This is a genomic window from Archaeoglobus neptunius, assembly GCF_016757965.1.
Classification (GTDB): Archaea; Halobacteriota; Archaeoglobi; order Archaeoglobales; family Archaeoglobaceae; genus Archaeoglobus; species Archaeoglobus neptunius.
The window spans coordinates 1-18,054 of record NZ_JAEKIW010000004.1 but is presented as its reverse complement, the minus strand read 5'-3'; the positions used below and the strand labels follow the sequence as shown (position 1 = coordinate 18,054).

Sequence of the window (18,054 nt, the reverse complement as noted above, 5' to 3'; positions counted from 1 at the left end):
GCTATCACTTCCAGCTCTTTTTTAAGTACTCCCTAATTTTTTCAGATTCAATCCATCCCTCATCGAGCTTTCGGAGAACTTCATTAATTCTGTCAACCTCTTTGAGTATCCTCTCACCCACCTCTGTATCTTCCGCCAGAAGAGCTATTGAGGCGAGAGGATTTCTGATATGATCCGTTAATACTGCCATTTGATATACGTTCTTTTCAATGGACTCAAAAGCCCGTTTCCTCTCCTCATCCAGCTTGATTTTTTCAAGCGCAATGCATAAGTTGCACAGAAATGTCCTCAGTATCTCCTTTTCCTGATCGGAAATTTCCGGACACACCATGATCTCTGCCAAAAGTTTACCATATGTGGAAGTGACTTTAGTCGGATTTCTCAGCTCTCCCTCCGTTTTCACCCATTCGTCATTCCCGAACTGAACTCTGAGCCGAACTCCGCTAAAAATTTCTCTAAGATTTTTCACCGCGGCTGAAACGAGGCTTTCAATATCTTCGGCGTTTACGATATGCCGATTCACCTCATTAATTTTTAGCAGAAGCTCGTTTATTCTCTCCAGCCTTTCCCGATACCTTTTCCTCTCTGTTATGTCCACAAGAAAGTGGCAGTAGAGCCGTTTGCCCCTGTACGATAGATCAACTCTGTATACTGCAGAAATAAACCACCGATCATGTTCAGGATCGTACACCTCTTTTTCCAGAGCATCCAACCCTCTCTCCACTGCCTCCTCAAGAGGGCACTCGGGAACCGGGCTATCGGTACCATGAACCACTCCAGGACAATAGTGTCCAATTGCATCCGGAAATAGCTCCTCAAATTTTCTGTTCGCCAGGACTATTTTGTGCTCCTCATCTACAAGGATAACGTAAAATGGGAATGAATCAAGCACAGATTTCAGGATTCTGAAATCCTCATCACCCACACTCATCGCCAGATACCTCCACCAATAACTTTAAATATTATTAGTTACATATGTGTAATTGCAGATGGGGAGCATGCTTCGGATGGAAGGTGATTCCAGCCCTCACGGGAAACCGGGAGGGAAGGAAAAACCGGAAATCCGAGGCTCAGTCCCATCTGCGTCATTTGTGATCACTTCGTTACAATGAGAGTTAGCGTTGATCTCAGACCACTCATCCTTCTGATTCTTTCCAGTATAATCTTCAGTTCGTCCATATCTTTTGCTTTAATCTTTCCTATAATGTCGTAAACCCCGTAAACAATGTGTACCTCTTCAATCCCTTCAATCCTCATCATATCTTCATGGATTTTCTCCTCATCACCAACTTCAGTGTTTATCAAAACGTAGGCATATAGCATAAATTCTCTAGGCCAGAAAAGTATAAAAAAATATTTCAAAACCTGTACCGTTTCCTCAGTTCAGATTTCAGTATCTTGCCAACGGGGTTTCGGGGTATTCCATCAGCCAGTATTAGCTTCTCAGGCAGCTTGTAAACGGCAAATCCCTTTTCCTTTAAATATTCCCGCAACTCTTCAAGAGTCGGTTCTTCATCTCTCGGGACAACGAAGATGCAAACTCTCTCACCGAGAATTTCATCCGGCATTCCAACAGCAGCAACCTCCAGAACCTTTGGATGCTCAAGCAGGGCATTTTCTATCTCTGCAGCACTGATGTTGAACCCTCCCCTGATTATTATGTCCTTCTTCCTGTCGTAGAAGCCAATATGGCACTCATCCTTGATTACGAAAAGATCTCCGGTTCTAAAGAATCTCTTTCCGTTGTATTCTACAAAAGCCTTTTCAGTTAGATCAGGCCTGTTGAAGTAGCATGGAATCACTCCGGGACTTCTGTAAAGCAGTTCTCCGATCTCTCCCGGTTCTGTAAGTTCTCTTCCTTCTTCATCCACAATCTCTGTCTCAACACCCTCAACTCCACTCTTCCATCCGCAATCCCTGCCCCAGTTCGGAAAGTGATCAACCCTCTTCGCCGTATCGGGAACGTCAAGCGGACCGGCTATTAATGCAGTCCCCTCGTTCTGCCCCCAGATGTTGACGATATCTATCGCCCACCGCTTCTTGAACTCATCTATCGCCCACTTTGACGGAGGAGCGCTTCCTGTTGTAATTGTTTTAACAACACTTAGATCGAACTTCTCGATTCCCGGAAATTTGAGAGCCATGTTCAGAACTGCTGGAACGAGAATTGTGAAGTCTATCCTCTCGTCAACAAGCTGTCTGAGGCAGATAACGGGATCGAAGGGATGGTGGAGGACAAAAGTTCCAGCCTCGAATATCCAGGGGATGTAGTTAACCCCAACACCGGTCATGTTAACGAGCGGGGCAACACAGAGAATTCGTGGATTCGGCGGGACGTTCATTGCACTTCTGAAATTGGAGATGTAATACCAGTTGTTGTGGGTCATCGGACAGCCCTTCGGGTCAGCTTCAGTACCAGAAGTCCAGCAGATCGTAAACACATCGTTGGCGCTGACTTCAACTTCTTCGGGCCTTCTATTCCTGTTTGCCATTTCTCTAATTTCATCAAGCGTTATAACATTCTCAACAACTTCTTTCCCGGCTTCTGCATGTTTGTAACCTTTGAATTCCTCAACAGTTATGTATTGTCCGGCCTTTGTCAGTTCTGCAACGTATTTTAACTCCTTTGCCCTCCACTGCATGGGCATGGGGGAAATTATTCCTCCAGCCTTTGAAACTGCAAGATACAGCATAGCAAGCTCCCAAATATTTGGTAGCTGCACCAGGACGACGCTATCCTTCTCTACCCCCGCATCCTGAAGCTCTGCAGCAACTGAATCTACAATCCTGCCAAGTTCCCTATAATTCAACCTTTCAGCATCGCTGCCAACAAGCTCCTTCCTGTTGGGGGGATCGACGATAGCCTCTCTCTCAGGAAAATCTCTCACGTTCTTTGAAAACCTGTCAAGCAAAGTGCTTTTGCCCCAAAAACCCCTCTCCGTGTACTCTCTAATCAAATCTTCGTCATGTAAAATCATGAAGTTTCTTGACTTTGACGAATAAATATTTTTGGCTCACCACTGGGATATAAACATTCGAAAACGACGGAGATTTATACTCGTTTGCTATGAAAGGATTAGAAGCCCATTAGATTTAATGGGAGGCAAGTCATATGAGGAGCATCCAGAATGAGTATATACGTAATGCAGATATATGCAATTGTATATGAACGAGTTGTCTGAAATCCCGAACCCCGCTTTAAGGAGGAATAAAAATGAAAAAGATAGAACATGAACTAACTGGTTGGCAATTGAGTTACGGATATATCAGATGGTTAAAAAAAGAAGATGAAAAATTTAAAGAAATTTTTCCTGAAGAGGAAGAGGTAGAAATTATTCTTGAGGGAGAAAATATAGGAGGTAAAAAAGCAGATTGGAATATGCGGAGAATATCCATAGGAAAGAAACTAAAAGAGAAATATAACGACGGCGATATTGTTGAAATATTAAGACAAAATAATAAAATATATATAAACAAAAAAGGAAGGAGAAGCTTTGTAAAATCGGCAGAAAATAGTAACGGAATAAAAGTGCCTCTAATTGAGAGATTAAGAGAGAGTCAAAGAAATAGCGACGACCCAACATTATTTGAAAAATTACTAACAGAAGCCTTTAAGATATTAGGATTCAATGATGCAAAACATTTAGGTGGAAAAGATGAAGCAGATATTATTATTAGCAAAATTCCATACGCCTTAGGAGGAAAATTTTAATTTTAGAAGCATATACAGTCTGATGAGTGTGAGTAAAATGGATAGTAAAGAAATTATTGAACTAATAAGGGTGCACAAAAAAGAACTTGAAAAATTCGGTGTAAAAAAGATTGGGATATTTGGCTCGTTTACCCGTGATGAAACATCTGAGGAGAGTGATATTGATATTGTTGTCGAATTTGAAAGAGGAAAAGGCACATTTAAGAATTTTGGGGGTTTAGTAGAGTATCTCGAGAATCTTTTTGGCAGATCCGTAGATATCTTAACCCCGACGGGTATAGAGTCTATAAGAAGCGATGAGATCAAGAAAAGCATAAAACAGGGAATTATATATGTCTAAGAGAAGGGACAGGGAGTATGTAACGGATATTCTTACTGCCTGCGAAAACATACTGTGTTACAAAGAAGGGTATGATTATGAGATGTTCATAGGCGATAGAAAAACACAGGATGCAATCATTAGATTGAGATAATTGGAGAAGCTGTGAAAAATATATCTGAAACGTTAAAAGAAAAATATCCCGAAATAGCATGGAAAGAGATCGCTAAAACAAGAGACAAACTCATTCACTCATATTTTGGTGTTGATCTGGGATATTGTGTGGGATATAATAAACCTAGACATCCCTCATTTGAGAGAACAAATGAAAGAAATAATTCAAAGGGAAGGATGGAACAGCAAAAAGTAAAAATTGTGGTAGCATGCGAAATTCTCCGCAACTTCGTTGCTGCCTTTTGGGTCTGCTAACATGCAGGTATGCAGTTCGCTTCGCTCACTCAAACCCTTAAAGGCTTCGCATACCCGCCAAACGTTAAGTGAAATGCCAGCCATCGCCGTGAAAAGATTTAAAACTGAGAGTAGAATAAATAATTAGGTAGCAAAAATGAAAAAATCACTTGATGAGATTAAGGAGATTATCGAAAAACACAAAGGAGAGCTTAAAGAAAAATATGGTGTTAAAGAAACTGGTATCTTCGGCTCTTTTGTGAGGGGAGAAGCGAAAGAGGACCGTGATGTTGACATACTGGTTGAATTCGAAAAACCGATAGGATTCTTTAAATTCCTCGAACTGGAGGAATATCTGAGCAATTTGATAGGTAGGAAAGTAGACCTTGTATCTAAGAAGGCGCTTAAGCCACATATTGGAAAATATATCCTTGAAGAGGTTGTAACAGTATGAAAAGAACATACAGGGATTACATACTGGACATCTTGTCATCTATTCAGGAAATTGAAGAATTCATGGAAGTATGAGCTTTGAAGAGTTCGTAAAAGATAGAAAAACTGTAAATGCTGTTATTAGAAGTCTGGAAGTGATGGGTGAGGCTGTGAAGAAAATTCCTTCAGAAATCAGGAACAAATACTCAGAAATTCCGTGGAAATACATTGCAGGTATGAGAGACAAGCTTATTCATGAGTATCACGGTGTTGATTTAGAAATCGTACGGGAGGTCATAGAAAAAGAAATTCAACCTCTCAAACCCAAATTTGAAAAGATACTGGAGGAGTTGGAGGAATGAATGGAATAGCTGAGGATACAGGAATTAAAGATAAAATAAGGATAGCTGTTGTTAAACAACTTGGAAGAAAAGATTAAAAGCATCCAATTTTAATAAATGAAAGGTGATCAACGTGAGGTTAAGTTACAGAATCTTGCTTAGAAAAGAGCCAGAAGGAGGTTACACAGTAACAGTTCCATCCCTCCCGGGATGCATTACATATGGCGAAACAATAGAAGAAGCAATTGAGATGGCAAAAGAAGCCATAGAATTGTATATAGAGAGCCTACGAGAACATGGTGAAGAGATTCCAACGGATGAAGGAACCTTGGAATACACATTGACTGTAGAGACTCATGCCTAAGCTTCCAAACTCACCCCTGAGAAAGTTATCAAGGCTCTTAAAAGGAAAGGATTCGTACTGGATAGAGTTAAAGGAAGTCACCGTATCTACTATCACCCAGACACGACTCCATAAACGGGATTTACCAAAAGGGACATTGCTCGAAATTTTGAAACAGGCGGGTATAACTAAGGAGGAATTGAAAGATTTATTATGAGAGCTTTGCTAACGGATATGCAACTCGCTAATGCTTGCCCAAATTTCCCTATGGGTATGTTCCGCGGTACGTTAGGCAAAATCACCTGAGGTAAGGCGAGATTCAATGAACACCAAAACAACAATTACGCTTGGATTGAAAATACTTGTCCTGACTTTCCTCCTATTCGTTTGTTATTCGGTAGCCTCAATGGCGGTTAGACTGCCAGCACAAACTGCCGATCTGACGGGTACGGTAGTGGCTCTGCTGACTGTGTGCGCTCTTCAGACCATCGTACTGAGCTATCCAATCATACGATCCCGATGGAGTGGCTGGCGACTGGTCTTAACGATCTTCTTCGTGTTCTATGGAGTGATGACATTTCAGTCTCAAATCGAGACTGTTGTGTTTCTCAGATATTTAGTGGACATTGTGCCGGCTGAGATCATTCCCATGCTGTTTATGCATGGAGCTATCGTTGCAGCATTATTTTCGCCATTAGCCGTTCTGATCCACGGACGAATGAAAACGGCTAAGGAATCGCAGGGAGCCAATCAACGCCTAATCATGCCTTTGACAGAGTGGGTTTGGAAACTGACACTGATTGTAGTTATCTACGTCATCCTTTACATCTCATTTGGTATGTTTGTCTTTAAGCCGCTCGCAGGCAATGCATTCCAGAAGTATTATGCTGGCCTCCAGTTGCCCGTGTGGATACTCCCGTTTCAGATGGTGAGGGCGATGATATGGACTGCTCTGGCACTGCCGATAATTCAGATGATGAGGGGTGAATGGTGGGAGGCAGGGATGGCAGTAGCTCTGCTTTTCTCGGTTCTGATGGGATCACTTCTTTTGCTGCCGAACCCCTATATGCCCCATACAATACGAATTGCCCATTTTGTAGAGGTGTCATCTTCAAACTTCATATTCGGCTGGATCGTAGTCTGGCTATTGAACCGCCACCACGGTTCTCTACGCGAATTACTTCGGTGGTCAGAAGAAACTGGATAAGTTCCTCCGTCTAACAGTGGGCATGCAGTTTTAGCACCTACGGTGTTCACCCAAATCCTCGGCTTCGCTTCACATCTCGCATACCCGCCGATCGTTAAACGAGATGTCTAAGCTCAGAAAAACATTTATATAGATAGTTACTAAATCAGTAAAAAGGAGATAAAATGTTAAAAATTACTCTGATTATTTTAGGCCTAACTGTTGTCCTAATAGTATCAGCTTGTGTTATAGGCAGCTTTGCATTTACCAAAAAGGCGAAAGAAGAGGCGGAGGCACTATTTACAGAGGACAAAGAGAAACTGGAAGTCGTTACTGAGAGGGATATAGAAGGATTGCCCGAACCCGTTCAAAGGTATTTGAAGTACACGCAGATTATAGGTAAAGAAAAGATCAAAACAGTGAGGTTGAAACAGGGTGGATATTTTCGGACGAACGAGAATCAAAAGTGGATGCCAATAAAAGCAGAACAATACTTCAATGCTGATTCTGTTGAGTTTGTCTGGATCGCAAAAGTTAGAATCCTTCCATTTGTGTCAATATTCGCAAAGGACGAATTTATCGATGGTAAAGGAAATTTAGAGGTGAAACTGCTCGGACTTGTCAAGGTTGCTGATGCAAAGGGATATGAAGTCGATAATGGAGAAATCCTGAGATTTCTTGCTGAGTGCATATGGTTTCCCTCAGCGTTCTTGAATGACTACATCAGGTGGGAAGCCATCAATAGCAGTTCAGCAAAAGCAACAATTAATTATAAAGGAACTGAAGCCTCTGCCATTTTTCATTTTAATGAAAAAGGAGAGGTAACAAAGATAACAGCAAAGCGATATAGGGAAGTGGATGGCAGATTTGTACTTGAGGACTGGGAAGGGCTGATCGCCGAATACAGGGAGTTTAACGGCGTTATCATTCCGAACAAGGTAAATATTGTCTGGAAATTAAAAACCGGAGATTTCTGCTATGACAAAATTGAGATCACCGACATTGAGTATAACAGGCCTTCAGTGTATTAAGCGGGAATGAGACTGTGCTTGGCACTCTGCAGTGCCTTGCTCCATTGGGGTTAATGTGTGTCTTCGCCCTCAGGCTCAACCTACGGCAAAGTTTACATGTTCCCAGAACGCTCATTGCGGGGGTATGAAAAGTGGATTTTTCAAAAATTGCTATGGGTATGAAAAATATGCCACTGTTCAAAAATCAGCATCAGAAATACTCTTAAAACTTCTGAAAATCGGAGAGAATGACGATGTTTTAGATTTGGGATGCGGGACCGGACATTTAACGAGAAAGATAAGGAGTCTGACGAAGGGAAGAGTTGTGGGAATAGATCCTTCTGAAGGGATGATAAGGGAAGCCATTGAAAAAAGCAAAGGGTTGGACATAACATACGAAATTAAAAGTGCAGAAAACATGGATTATGAAGAAGGTTTTGATGTTATTTTCTGTAACTCAGCCTTTCAGTGGTTTAAAGATCCGGAGAAAGCGATAAAAAACTGCTACAGATCATTGAAGAGGAGTGGAAGAATCGGGACTCAGGCGCCTGCGAAGAAAATATACTGTCCCAATTTTATAGAGGCTATTGAAATGATGAAGAGAGACAAAAGAACGGAGAAAATATTCGCTCACTTTAGAGAACCATGGTTCTTCCTTGAAACTGCAGAAGAATATAAATCTCTGTTCGAGAGATGCGGTTTTAAAGTTATGTTTTCAATCACAACGGAACACACGCCTGAAGACGTGTTTAAGATACTTTCCTCTGGAGCAATAGCCGGATATCTAAACCAAGACTGCTATGAGGTGGAGCTGACAGAAGACTATATTTCAGCATTCATGGAAATCGTGAAAAAAGCATTTGAACGGCAATCAGATGAAAATGGAATGGTGAAACTAAAATTCAACAGGGTATTTCTGATAGCGGTAAAAGAGTGATAGTAGCGGCAGATAACAGTGGGCATCTGGCTTCGCTATGCTTTAGCCAAATCTTTCGCTACGCTCAGGACTTCGCATACTGGATATTAAGTGAAACCTTAAAAAACAATAATGGACTTAATAAAATTTGCTGAACTCGAAGAATATTTGTCTGATTTACTGAGAGCAAAAGTTGATCTGGTAATGAAATCCGCTTTAAAGCCGCAAATAGGAAAGCGCATATTGGAAGAGGTAGTTTACATATGAAAAGAGAAGCTGGTGACTTTATTGAAGATATAAATGGATATATCCTGAAGTTCCATGGAAAGGAATGGCTGGGATGAAAGACAAAGTTATTCACGGATATTTTGGGGTGGATTTGAAGGTGGTTGGGACTCTGTAAAAAAGAGAATTCCAGAAGTCATCTGACAGTGGATACACGGTTCTTACAGAACCCAAATCGCCTAATGTCGCTTAACGGGCAGATATTTGACTCCGCTCTGCTACGCCAGGATCGGCTCCCTTCGGTCGCACCCACCAAGTTTCAACTTCAACTAAAAAAATTTAAAAAGAAAAAATAATTCATAAAAAGAGGTGAAAATAAAATGGCAGAGGAAATTACATTAGAGGATTATAAAAAAGCATACAGAGAAATAAGAAAGGAGGAGGAGAAAAGAGGGTTTTTAGTCCATTTAGCGGTATACTTACTGGTTAACGCCATGTTGATAGTCATCAACCTGATATATTCTCCAGAAGCGATTTGGTTCATTTACCCGCTTATCGGCTGGGGAATTGGAATATCGATGCACTACCTATTCGGTGTTCACTGGTTAGAGAGAACACTTGAGGAAAGGGAAGCTAAAGCTGAATACAGAGCACGGAAGGCTAAAAAATAACTTCACCGGCCACTCCCACAGCCTTCGCTCCCGAATTCGGCTTCGCCGGACTTCACCTATCCCCAGAAGTTAGCACACACGGGAATGCGGGAGCGATCGCCATGAATGAAAACTTACGGAGAGATAAACCGGAAGTCTAAAAGATGCTAACGAGTATCATCCCCCCATCCTCGAAGTTCGGAGCTCTTTGATGATTTCGGCGTGAACGTCTTCAGCACATTCAAAAATCACTTCAGTTTGGGGCAGGTTGAGGTTGCTTTTCCCCATATACCTCATTTCTACCCTTACCTTTTCTTCATCCCTTGATGCAACGATTTCAAAATCTTTTTCAAAAATCTCGAATCCAAGTCTATCAAGCACTCTCCTGATTTCAGCCCTTATCTCCTCAGCATTCATTCCGAAGAGGTGTATGTACTTCACAGAAACATCTTTGCGATTCTGAGAGAGTTGGCTATGTGTCTGCTCGCATTTCCCTCAACAATGTCCTCATGTCCCGGATACAGATTTTCAACGTCAAGCTTGGAGAGCATTTCCAGAGATTTTATCAGTTCCCTCGCACTTCCACCGGGCAGATCAACCCTGCCAAAACTACCGTGGGCAAAAACCGTATCTCCGCTGAAAAGCCACCTCTTTTCCGGCTCGTAAAGGCAGATACTTCCGGGAGAGTGTCCGGGAGTGTGAATGACCTCCAGATTTATCTCTCCAAGCTCTATTCTTTCCCCACCCTCAAGCATAATATCGGGCTCAAAGGGTTTGAAGCTGACACCGAACATGAATGATGTGAACCCCTGAGCCTTTATCAGCGAATACTCATCCCTGTGAATTGCTATCTTCGCCAAACCCTTAAAGTGCCCCGCAGCAGCCGCATGGTCATAATGGGAGTGTGTCAAGATGACGTAGTCAAGTTCCTTGGGATCGATATACTTCGACACAGCCCTGAGAATGAACTCTATATCCCCACCGACATCTATCAAGGCCTTCTTCTCATCAGCAAGAAGATAGCAGTTTGCTGCAAGGGGTGGAGCAACAATCCTTATCGGTTTCATAGCAACTCCATATCCTCTATTTCGACACTCTCCACTCCATCTATCTTTCCTATCTCCTCTATGTACCTGTCTCCGACTCCCCCGGTATCGGGCATCACCGCCATAAGTACCAGCGCTTTCAACCCAAAGGCTATCGGCTGAATCGCACTATCCCTCAGCTCCACACCCTCCATCTGAATGTTTTTTATCTTCTCCAGAACCTCATCAAGATTCACGTCGACATCGCTCGGCATCACACGGATTTTCATCACAACACTACCCATTCTATCACCTCATGGACCCTCAAATCCACAGTTCTCACAAACATAGGGATTTGACAGCTTTCTGCACTTCTTACAGCGATAGATCATCTCACCACATTCCGGACACGGGAAAGCTACATAATTAGCACCCACAAGTACTGCGCCACAACTAATGCATCTTGTTATGTCCATCCTGATCACCTCCCTTCTATCAGCGTGCCATTCGCTCTTCCTCTCAATATATAATATTTTAGCTCTTTCGGAGAGCAGACGAACATGTTTATTCCATATCTACAGAGAAGCTCGGGAGTGAGTCTGTCAACAACATCTGTGGAAAGTTCCGAAGCTCTGACTCTGGATAAAACTGAAGCCTCTCCCATGACCCCTCCGGCTGCCGTTACCTTGACAACTTCACCGACCTTTAATTTTGATGCAATCCACACGGCTATGCTGTCTGAGGTCACATCCCAGGAATGGGGAAGCTCGTCGTATCTCCTGAGCAAAATGTATGGAAGCAATATGCACCTGCCATCCACAATTTCGTCAAAGCTCTCCGGTTCGATGAGTGAAAATCCATATTTTTTGCCCACCTCTCCGAGCACATGCCCGTACATGTTCATCGCATTTATCGCCATCCAGTGTGATGCGCTTTGGGACAGGCCAAATTCCGAGTCAACTTTTCTAACGGTATCTGCAAAAATCCATCCTCCTGGCAGAACACAAACCCTGTCCGTCAAGCCGAGAGCCTCAAAAACTTCTTCAAGGTTTCCCACTACGCTACCACCGACCTTTACGATCACAGAAAAAAATTGAGTTGATGCTTAAAAACTACTTCGTTTTCTGAATTACCGACCTAACCTTGTCCTCCATTTTTCCGCCCTTCTTTCTGTGATCGATTTTTACGACAAAGTAGTTTCTCGGAGATCCCGATTCAAAGAGACTTCTGTCAATTTCTTCAAGCACCTCTGCCAGTTTCTGAAAATCGCCTACTTCAAAAACCGTACCCATTGGGTTCAGTTCAAATTTCAACCCCATTTTGCTTAAAACCTGTATTGCCACAGCAATATACCTGCTCAAGGATTCGCCAACACCAATCGGCACAACAGAAATCTCCACTATCATAAAAAAATGGGAGGTGGTTGGATTAGAGTCTATCTATTATCGGTACTGCAGCCTTGCTGGACTTTACCCTTCCATTCGGTCTGGTAAAGTTCTCCTCAACTCTGAAGTCCCTGATTTTCTTCTTTTGCGGAACGATGTCATAGTTTAGTGAACCGACAAAGTCCCTGTCCTTTATCCCGGTCATTATTGAAACAACCCTGACGAATCCCTCAAACTCCCTGTCTATCCTTGCTCCCCAGATGACGTTGGCGTAGTCGTCAATCTCAAAGGTGAGGTTCCGGATGATTTCCTCTGCCTCTTTTAGAGTCAGATCGTGCCCTCCCGAGATGTGAACAAGAGAGCCCGTTGCACCTCTGTAATCAACATCGAGCAGTGGGTGGGTTAGGCAATCCCTGACAACTGCATTTGCCTTGTCCTGAGCTTTTGCCTCGCCAACCAGCATTACTGCAACTCCACCATGACCCATTATCGCCTTAACATCCGCAAAGTCGATGTTAACAAGGGATGGGACTGTTATCGTGTCAGAAATGCCCTTTATTGTTTCGGCTATGAGCTGATCCATAACACTAAAGGCGGCATCAATTGGCAGATTTGGATAGTATTCGAGAAGTTTGTTATTGTCAAGAACGACGACAGTATCACAGACCTCCTTCATCTCCTCCAAACCGTCAAGCGCCTTTTGAATTCTGGCCCTTTCAACCTTGAACGGCATCTGGGCGAAGCCGATAACTATCGCTCCCTGTTTTTTGGCTACATCAGCAACAACAGGCGCTGAACCGGTTCCGGTACCGCCACCAAGTCCTGCACATACAAAAACCATATCCGAGTCGCAGAGAAGCTCTTCGAGTACATTTCTTGCCAGTTCCGCTGCTTTCCGCCCTATATCTGGATATCCGCCGGCACCAAGACCCCTTGTTATACTTCTGCCAATCAAAACTCGCTTGTCGGCCTTTGTCCTCAAAAGCTGCTGCTTGTCCGTATTTATTGCAACTGTCATCGCACTTTCAACACCCATGTTTGAAAGTCTGTTAACGGTGTTGTTTCCACTCCCACCGCAGCCGACAACAACGATCTTTGGCGTTTCAAAGTCCTTTATATCGTCCTCTCCTCTGCTCAACCTTTCCTGCTCCAAAAACATCTGGGCCTTACTAACTATACTCTTCATTCACATTACCTCCTACCTGAAACTATCCATTTTAGCAATACTCTCAAGCTGGGCACTATATTTTTCAAGCAGAAGCTTTACTGCCTCCCTGATCGCTTCGCTAACCGACGTGAACTCCCCGCTCTCCACGAGGAGCTCGAGTTTCGTGTAATATTTCTCGGTCAGCCTTATGCTTATCTTTCTGGTCGGAGGCATATTTCCACCGGAAGCGATGCCCTCTATTGGCGGACATGGTGGATAACATGAGCCTCCACCTGTCCGCCAATGTACCTCAATCAGGTATCAATTGTCCGACATTATAATATTTAAGAGTTTCGGTTTCTATTATGATAAAAGGTTTAAAAAATTCCAATGAAAGCATTAAATAAACCCGGGTTGAAACCATACTGTGTTCTCAGCTTACGCTCCGGCACTGGTCGACTACATCTACATGATTGACAGGTATCCCACCCGAGGAGGACACTCCGTAATTAAAAAGACCAGCAAATCACCGGGAGGTGCGGGATGCAATGTGGCACACAATATTGCATCTCTTGGAATAAAAGCTTCGATCTACACAACTCTGGGCAGAGACGAGGATGCGGAGTACTTTATTAGGAATACAGCCGCCGAGGTTGTTGCGAAATTCACTGACAGAAAAACCGGAAGAGTTCATGTTTTTGTTGACAAAGATGGAGAAAGGACTTTTTTTGTTGAACCAAACGCTGCTGGAAAGCCTTTCGTCAAAGTTCAGGGGGGTGAGTTTCTGTACCTTGACCCATTTCCATCGGAAAAAAGCTTTGGTCTGCAGAGGGAAGCTGCCGAAAAATTTGACGGATTTGTAATCCTCAATCCAGGATTCCCATACGTGCATTTGGGGTATGAGGCACTCAAACCTCTTCTCGACAGCACACACATGCTCATTTTATCCTCGGATGAATTTTCGATGCTGAATGTGGAAGTTGTCGATCTTCTAAAACACGTTGACTATCTCATTGTCACACAGGGCAGGCTTGGCAGTGTCTGTTATACCAGGAAAGGTGAGAGCTATCGGGCAGATGCTTTCAAGGCCAAAGTTGTAGACGCCACTGGGGCTGGAGATGCATTCGCTGCAGGTTTTATTTATGGTTTCATTATGGATTACCCCGTTGACGTATGTTTAAAGCTGGGAAATTTCTGTGGTGCCTACAACGTTGAAAGAGTTGGTGCAAGAAATTTCCCATCCCCAAAAACCATCAAAGATTTTCTCGCAACAGTTTTAAGGTGAACGTTCAATAAATTTATGATGGACATAAGAATAATGGCTGAAAAACTCGGATTCAAAAGGGTGTACAAGGAGGATTGTGAGCTATGCATTGTAGGATACACCGGCAAAAAATGTCCTTACCTTCGCAAAATTGGTAGAGAGTTTTTCTGCGTTAGAGAGGCGGCAAAGAAAGACCCACGCCTGAAGTTCTGAACCCAAAAGATTTATTATTTAAACGTGGTGTGGAGGTACAATGGACTGGAGAAAGTGGAAGCACATAACCAAGCTCGATCCAGATAGAGAAAACACCGACGAAATAATCAGGGCGGTAGTGGACAGTGGAACTGATGCCGTTATGATCTCCGGAACCCAGAATGTCACCTATAAAAAGACAAGGGAGCTGATAGAGAAGATCATCGATCACGGGCTCCCAGTTGTTGTGGAGCCCTCAGATCCCACAAACGTGGTATATGATGCAGAGTACCTATTCATTCCCACCGTACTGAACTCCATGGATGGTGAGTGGATTACGGGGAAGCACGCAAAGTGGGTTTACATGCACTACTCAAATCTCGGAGATTTTCTCAATACGCTCAAATCTGTTGTTATGGAAGGATATATCGTGCTGAATCCAAAATCTGCCGTTGGGATGGTCACCAAAGCCAACTGCAGTATCAGCAAAGAACTCGCTGCATGCTACGCTGTTGTCGGTGAAAGAATGCTGAATCTGCCGGTGATCTACATTGAGTACAGCGGTACATACGGAGATCCCGAGCTTGTGAGAGAAGTGAAGAGTGCACTAACAAATTCAAGACTGTTCTACGGAGGCGGAATAGATTCCGGGAGAAAGGCAATGGAAATGCTGAAATATGCAGACACGATTATTGTGGGAAATGTAATCTACGAGAAAGGTGTGGATGCCTACCTGCAAACGATACCTTAAAGCTATATGGGATCTCTTCAGGCTTGAACACGGCCTGATGTACGGATTTGGGGTTGTTATAGGCGTATTTGTGTCTGATCCTTTTTACGGTAATTTCTGGAAAATATTTTACGGCTATCTCACAGCGTTATTCCTCCAGGCATCGAGTTTTGCCCTCAACGACTACTCAGATTATGCCGTTGACCTGGCCAACAACCGCACCGACAGACCGCTTGTAAGGGGAGATCTTGATAGAAGTACTGCACTGAAGCTCGGAATCATCATGATGCCTCTGGGATTCTTCGCTGCCTGGCTTGTATCTCCACTTGCATTCTTTTTTGCGGTTATAGTCACATTTGCTGGCTATTTTTACAACCTGAAACTCAAGGAGTATGGTTTTGCTGGAAACATTTACATCGCTTTTACCATGGCCACACCATTTCTCTTCGGCAGCATAATTGTTTCAGATAGCATTACGGAAAGCGCAGCGCTGCTTTCTTCAATGGCCTTCCTGACAGGGATTGGAAGAGAGATAATGAAGGGAATTGAAGATGTTGAAGGGGACGCACTTAGAAACGTGAGGAGTATTGCAAGGATTTTTGGAGAAAAGAGGGCGGCTGTCATCTCAAGTGTATTTTACATTTCGGCCGTTTCGATCAGTCCGATTCCGTTCCTCGGTATTAAGGAATACTATCTTGACGTGAAGTATGCATTTCCGGTAATGGTCACTGATGTAATCCTCTGCTATGTGGCCATTAGACTTCTCAAAGACTGCAGTAAGAGATCCATTCGCAAATACAGAAAGACTACACTGCTAGCAATGATATTTGGATTGATAGGCTTCTTCGCAGGAGCATTTTAGAGCAAGATTTATAATACCTTTACCGCACTACTATCAGGGACCCGTAGCCTAGCAGGACAGGGCGTGGGCCTCCTAAGCCCAAGGTCGCGGGTTCGAATCCCGCCGGGTCCGCTCCTTTCTTTACACACCAGTCAACTGAGAAAGCCCAAAACTGAGACATTGCATGGAATCCCGTGACAGACCGTTTTCACCATAATGATAACAATAACTATTACAACAATTATATAGAATTTAATGAAAAAATTTTTAAGTTTCCAGGTCAGTAATAATTTATGATCGAAACAAGAAAATACGAAACGATCAAGGAAAGGGTAAAGCTTGGTTCGGAACATCTGACAAAAAGGGATATCCTGAAAATGGTAAATATTAAAAAAGGATTCTACTGAACTGATTTTCTCCGAGCGTATTTCGTAACTTTTCCGAGAACGTTTATGGCGGTGATCACGTCGGGATATACTGGAATTCCATTCAGCTCGTAGTCATTCTTCAGATCGAAAACCACATCCCTGGGCCCCTCTGCTGTGAAATAAACTGGCTTGCCATACTTTTTAAGCTTCCTGTAGTCCGGCTGGAAGTTTGCATGTGTTATTCTGCTTGCCCAGACACAGGCCACCACTGAATCCACTCCATCATCCTCAAGTACAGCCTCAATCGCCGTTTCATAAGCCTTGTATGCACCATAGTATTCCACCATCGGCCAGATATCAATGGGATTGTTGACGTTGTGCCATTCGGGTGTAACCTCAAGTATCCTCTCAACAGTTTCGTTAGAAAACTCGGCAAGTTTCAGCCCGGCAAAGTATGCCGCATCAGAACCCTGCACACATCCTGAACCGGTGTAGTGGATTATCGCAACCCTGTCGCCCCTGGGCAGGGGTTGAAGAGCGAAGGCTTTGGTTACATTGAACAGTTCCTCAAAACTATAAACCCTCGTTAGATTTGCCTGCCTGCAGACGGCATCAAACACATCATCATCTCCAGCTATCGAAGCTGTATGACTCATAGCAGCTTTCTTGCCATACTCAGTCCTGCCACTCTTAAAAATCACCACCGGCTTGGAGGCGTTTTTTGCAACGTCATAAAAGGCTCTTCCATTTTTTATTCCCTCCACATACATCCCAACGACACCTGTCTGAGAATCTCTGAGCAGAAAATCGAGAACTTCATAATCCTCAACATCTATCTTGTTACCCATCCCCACGATTTTGCTAAATCCTATACTCGGATGATTTGATGCAACGATATCCATCATTATTCCAAGAAACAGGCCTGTCTGGGCGATTATCCCAATCGAACCTTTCCTTATTACTGGCTGAAGGGCGAATGAGGTGATGAATCCGTTTTCGGTGTTCAGCACACCTGTGGTGTTGGGACCGAATATCCTTATACCATGTTTTTTAGCTATCTCCAGAACCTCTCTCTCGTACTCCGCTCCCTTCTCTCCCTCTTCACTGAACCCAGAGCTGACAATCACGACACCCTTAACACCTTTCTGCGCACATTCCCTCATCACTGCCGGAACAATCTTTGCAGGTACAGCTATGATTGCCACATCAACATCTCCAGGAATATCAAGAATTGACGGATAACAATTCAGATCAAGTATTTTTTCAGCATTTGGATTTACCGGATAGATTTTCCCTGAGAAGCCGTTCTGCTTCAGATTCCACACGATGTTAAAGCCCGGCTTGCCTATGGTCCTCGAGGCCCCAATTACCGCAACACTTTTTGGGTAGAAAAGATTGCCAAGATCAGGGATCACGTAATCAAACCTCTTTCTCTCCCCAACAGCAATCCTCGCATCCGCAACAACGCATCCATTCTCGTAGACGAAGACGGGATTCAGGTCCATCTCAACTATACCCTCTTTCTCGACCATCTCCCCAACTCTGACGATGAGATCGACA

Annotated in this window: 29 protein-coding genes and 1 tRNA gene; 18 read left to right on the top strand and 12 right to left on the bottom strand. The window is 43.4% G+C overall.

Going from position 1 to position 18,054, the window contains the following annotated elements:
• Window positions 1-4: 4 nt before the first annotated feature.
• The 3 genes from JFQ59_RS03490 to JFQ59_RS03480 all read right to left on the bottom strand — a co-directional run bounded on the left by JFQ59_RS03490 (window position 5) and on the right by JFQ59_RS03480 (window position 2,978).
• A complete protein-coding gene (locus JFQ59_RS03490) occupies window positions 5-931 on the bottom strand; it encodes a PAS domain S-box protein (protein ID WP_202319029.1) in 927 nt (308 codons plus the stop codon).
• 164 nt (window positions 932-1,095) lie between these two features.
• Window positions 1,096-1,323 (bottom strand): Lrp/AsnC ligand binding domain-containing protein, encoded by a 228-nt coding sequence (locus JFQ59_RS03485; RefSeq protein ID WP_202319028.1) that lies wholly within the window; start codon window positions 1,321-1,323, stop codon window positions 1,096-1,098.
• Between the two features lie 35 nt (window positions 1,324-1,358).
• Window positions 1,359-2,978, bottom strand: a complete 1,620-nt coding sequence (locus JFQ59_RS03480; RefSeq protein WP_202319027.1) for a class I adenylate-forming enzyme family protein — start codon at window positions 2,976-2,978, stop codon at window positions 1,359-1,361.
• A 236-nt stretch (window positions 2,979-3,214) separates the two neighbouring features.
• Here JFQ59_RS03480 and JFQ59_RS03475 point away from each other — a divergent pair, with 236 nt between their 5' ends.
• From JFQ59_RS03475 to JFQ59_RS03420, 13 genes are all read left to right on the top strand, one after another.
• Window positions 3,215-3,712, top strand: a complete 498-nt coding sequence (locus JFQ59_RS03475; RefSeq protein WP_202319026.1) for a hypothetical protein — start codon at window positions 3,215-3,217, stop codon at window positions 3,710-3,712.
• 22 nt (window positions 3,713-3,734) lie between these two features.
• Window positions 3,735-4,052, top strand: a complete 318-nt coding sequence (locus JFQ59_RS03470) for a nucleotidyltransferase family protein (protein WP_230972271.1) — start codon at window positions 3,735-3,737, stop codon at window positions 4,050-4,052.
• Window positions 4,045-4,185, top strand: coding sequence for a HepT-like ribonuclease domain-containing protein (locus tag JFQ59_RS12405; RefSeq protein WP_230972270.1), 141 nt, complete (start codon window positions 4,045-4,047; stop codon window positions 4,183-4,185). The genes JFQ59_RS03470 and JFQ59_RS12405 overlap by 8 nt, the downstream gene beginning before the upstream one ends.
• A gap of 11 nt (window positions 4,186-4,196) precedes the next feature.
• Window positions 4,197-4,460 (top strand): HepT-like ribonuclease domain-containing protein, encoded by a 264-nt coding sequence (locus tag JFQ59_RS12400; RefSeq protein ID WP_330999836.1) that lies wholly within the window; start codon window positions 4,197-4,199, stop codon window positions 4,458-4,460.
• Between the two features lie 136 nt (window positions 4,461-4,596).
• Window positions 4,597-4,893 carry a nucleotidyltransferase family protein gene (locus JFQ59_RS03460; protein WP_202319025.1) on the top strand — a complete coding sequence of 99 codons (297 nt, stop codon included), beginning with the start codon at window positions 4,597-4,599 and terminating at the stop codon, window positions 4,891-4,893.
• Between the two features lie 70 nt (window positions 4,894-4,963).
• The gene (locus JFQ59_RS03455) at window positions 4,964-5,233 is read left to right on the top strand and encodes a HepT-like ribonuclease domain-containing protein (RefSeq protein WP_230972269.1); all 270 of its coding nucleotides are present in this window, start codon (window positions 4,964-4,966) and stop codon (window positions 5,231-5,233) included.
• A gap of 106 nt (window positions 5,234-5,339) precedes the next feature.
• Window positions 5,340-5,576 carry a type II toxin-antitoxin system HicB family antitoxin gene (locus JFQ59_RS03450; RefSeq protein ID WP_407928331.1) on the top strand — a complete coding sequence of 79 codons (237 nt, stop codon included), beginning with the start codon at window positions 5,340-5,342 and terminating at the stop codon, window positions 5,574-5,576.
• 27 nt (window positions 5,577-5,603) lie between these two features.
• Window positions 5,604-5,690, top strand: a complete 87-nt coding sequence (locus JFQ59_RS12770) for a type II toxin-antitoxin system HicA family toxin (protein ID WP_202319194.1) — start codon at window positions 5,604-5,606, stop codon at window positions 5,688-5,690.
• A gap of 187 nt (window positions 5,691-5,877) precedes the next feature.
• Window positions 5,878-6,762: a hypothetical protein gene (locus JFQ59_RS03440; RefSeq protein ID WP_202319024.1), complete on the top strand. Its 885-nt coding sequence runs from the start codon at window positions 5,878-5,880 to the stop codon at window positions 6,760-6,762.
• A 164-nt stretch (window positions 6,763-6,926) separates the two neighbouring features.
• The gene (locus JFQ59_RS03435) at window positions 6,927-7,772 is read left to right on the top strand and encodes a DUF6544 family protein (RefSeq protein WP_202319023.1); all 846 of its coding nucleotides are present in this window, start codon (window positions 6,927-6,929) and stop codon (window positions 7,770-7,772) included.
• Window positions 7,773-7,896: 124 nt separating this feature from the next.
• The gene (locus JFQ59_RS03430) at window positions 7,897-8,688 is read left to right on the top strand and encodes a class I SAM-dependent methyltransferase (protein ID WP_202319022.1); all 792 of its coding nucleotides are present in this window, start codon (window positions 7,897-7,899) and stop codon (window positions 8,686-8,688) included.
• Window positions 8,689-8,998: 310 nt separating this feature from the next.
• The gene (locus tag JFQ59_RS12765; protein WP_202319193.1) at window positions 8,999-9,070 is read left to right on the top strand and encodes a hypothetical protein; all 72 of its coding nucleotides are present in this window, start codon (window positions 8,999-9,001) and stop codon (window positions 9,068-9,070) included.
• 202 nt (window positions 9,071-9,272) lie between these two features.
• Window positions 9,273-9,563: a 2TM domain-containing protein gene (locus tag JFQ59_RS03420; RefSeq protein ID WP_202319021.1), complete on the top strand. Its 291-nt coding sequence runs from the start codon at window positions 9,273-9,275 to the stop codon at window positions 9,561-9,563.
• Window positions 9,564-9,719: 156 nt separating this feature from the next.
• Here the strand turns inward: JFQ59_RS03420 and JFQ59_RS03415 are convergent, their stop codons facing one another.
• The 8 genes from JFQ59_RS03415 to JFQ59_RS03380 are packed head-to-tail and all read right to left on the bottom strand — an operon-like array spanning window position 9,720 to window position 13,333.
• Window positions 9,720-9,983, bottom strand: coding sequence for a TIGR04140 family protein (locus JFQ59_RS03415; protein ID WP_202319020.1), 264 nt, complete (start codon window positions 9,981-9,983; stop codon window positions 9,720-9,722).
• On the bottom strand, window positions 9,980-10,609 hold the full coding sequence (locus JFQ59_RS03410; protein ID WP_202319019.1) for an MBL fold metallo-hydrolase: 630 nt from the start codon (window positions 10,607-10,609) through the stop codon (window positions 9,980-9,982). Before JFQ59_RS03410 ends, JFQ59_RS03415 begins: the two co-directional genes overlap by 4 nt.
• Window positions 10,606-10,872 (bottom strand): elongation factor 1-beta, encoded by a 267-nt coding sequence (locus tag JFQ59_RS03405; protein ID WP_202319018.1) that lies wholly within the window; start codon window positions 10,870-10,872, stop codon window positions 10,606-10,608. The genes JFQ59_RS03410 and JFQ59_RS03405 overlap by 4 nt, the downstream gene beginning before the upstream one ends.
• A 9-nt stretch (window positions 10,873-10,881) precedes the next feature.
• Complete coding sequence (locus JFQ59_RS03400) at window positions 10,882-11,043, bottom strand: HVO_2753 family zinc finger protein (RefSeq protein ID WP_202319017.1); 162 nt, start codon at window positions 11,041-11,043, stop codon at window positions 10,882-10,884.
• Window positions 11,044-11,048: 5 nt separating this feature from the next.
• Window positions 11,049-11,651 carry an amino acid kinase family protein gene (locus tag JFQ59_RS03395; RefSeq protein ID WP_202319016.1) on the bottom strand — a complete coding sequence of 201 codons (603 nt, stop codon included), beginning with the start codon at window positions 11,649-11,651 and terminating at the stop codon, window positions 11,049-11,051.
• Window positions 11,652-11,679: 28 nt separating this feature from the next.
• Window positions 11,680-11,973 carry an MTH1187 family thiamine-binding protein gene (locus tag JFQ59_RS03390; RefSeq protein ID WP_202319015.1) on the bottom strand — a complete coding sequence of 98 codons (294 nt, stop codon included), beginning with the start codon at window positions 11,971-11,973 and terminating at the stop codon, window positions 11,680-11,682.
• A gap of 22 nt (window positions 11,974-11,995) precedes the next feature.
• Window positions 11,996-13,138: a cell division protein FtsZ gene (gene ftsZ, locus JFQ59_RS03385; RefSeq protein ID WP_202319014.1), complete on the bottom strand. Its 1,143-nt coding sequence runs from the start codon at window positions 13,136-13,138 to the stop codon at window positions 11,996-11,998.
• A gap of 12 nt (window positions 13,139-13,150) precedes the next feature.
• Complete coding sequence (locus JFQ59_RS03380; RefSeq protein ID WP_202319013.1) at window positions 13,151-13,333, bottom strand: ribbon-helix-helix domain-containing protein; 183 nt, start codon at window positions 13,331-13,333, stop codon at window positions 13,151-13,153.
• Between the two features lie 193 nt (window positions 13,334-13,526).
• On the opposite strand from JFQ59_RS03380, the gene JFQ59_RS03375 reads away from it, so the two are divergent.
• From JFQ59_RS03375 to JFQ59_RS03355, 5 genes are all read left to right on the top strand, one after another.
• Window positions 13,527-14,384, top strand: coding sequence for a PfkB family carbohydrate kinase (locus JFQ59_RS03375; RefSeq protein ID WP_202319012.1), 858 nt, complete (start codon window positions 13,527-13,529; stop codon window positions 14,382-14,384).
• Between the two features lie 18 nt (window positions 14,385-14,402).
• The gene (locus JFQ59_RS03370) at window positions 14,403-14,576 is read left to right on the top strand and encodes a hypothetical protein (protein WP_230972268.1); all 174 of its coding nucleotides are present in this window, start codon (window positions 14,403-14,405) and stop codon (window positions 14,574-14,576) included.
• A gap of 40 nt (window positions 14,577-14,616) precedes the next feature.
• Window positions 14,617-15,306, top strand: a complete 690-nt coding sequence (locus JFQ59_RS03365; RefSeq protein WP_202319011.1) for a phosphoglycerol geranylgeranyltransferase — start codon at window positions 14,617-14,619, stop codon at window positions 15,304-15,306.
• The gene (locus tag JFQ59_RS03360) at window positions 15,281-16,147 is read left to right on the top strand and encodes a UbiA family prenyltransferase (protein WP_202319010.1); all 867 of its coding nucleotides are present in this window, start codon (window positions 15,281-15,283) and stop codon (window positions 16,145-16,147) included. Before JFQ59_RS03365 ends, JFQ59_RS03360 begins: the two co-directional genes overlap by 26 nt.
• 37 nt (window positions 16,148-16,184) lie before the next feature.
• A tRNA-Arg gene (locus JFQ59_RS03355) sits at window positions 16,185-16,258 on the top strand.
• A 268-nt stretch (window positions 16,259-16,526) separates the two neighbouring features.
• On the opposite strand, the gene JFQ59_RS03350 is transcribed toward JFQ59_RS03355, so the two are convergent.
• The coding region (locus JFQ59_RS03350) for an acetate--CoA ligase family protein (RefSeq protein ID WP_202319009.1) at window positions 16,527-18,054 on the bottom strand (1,528 nt) is incomplete at its 5' end.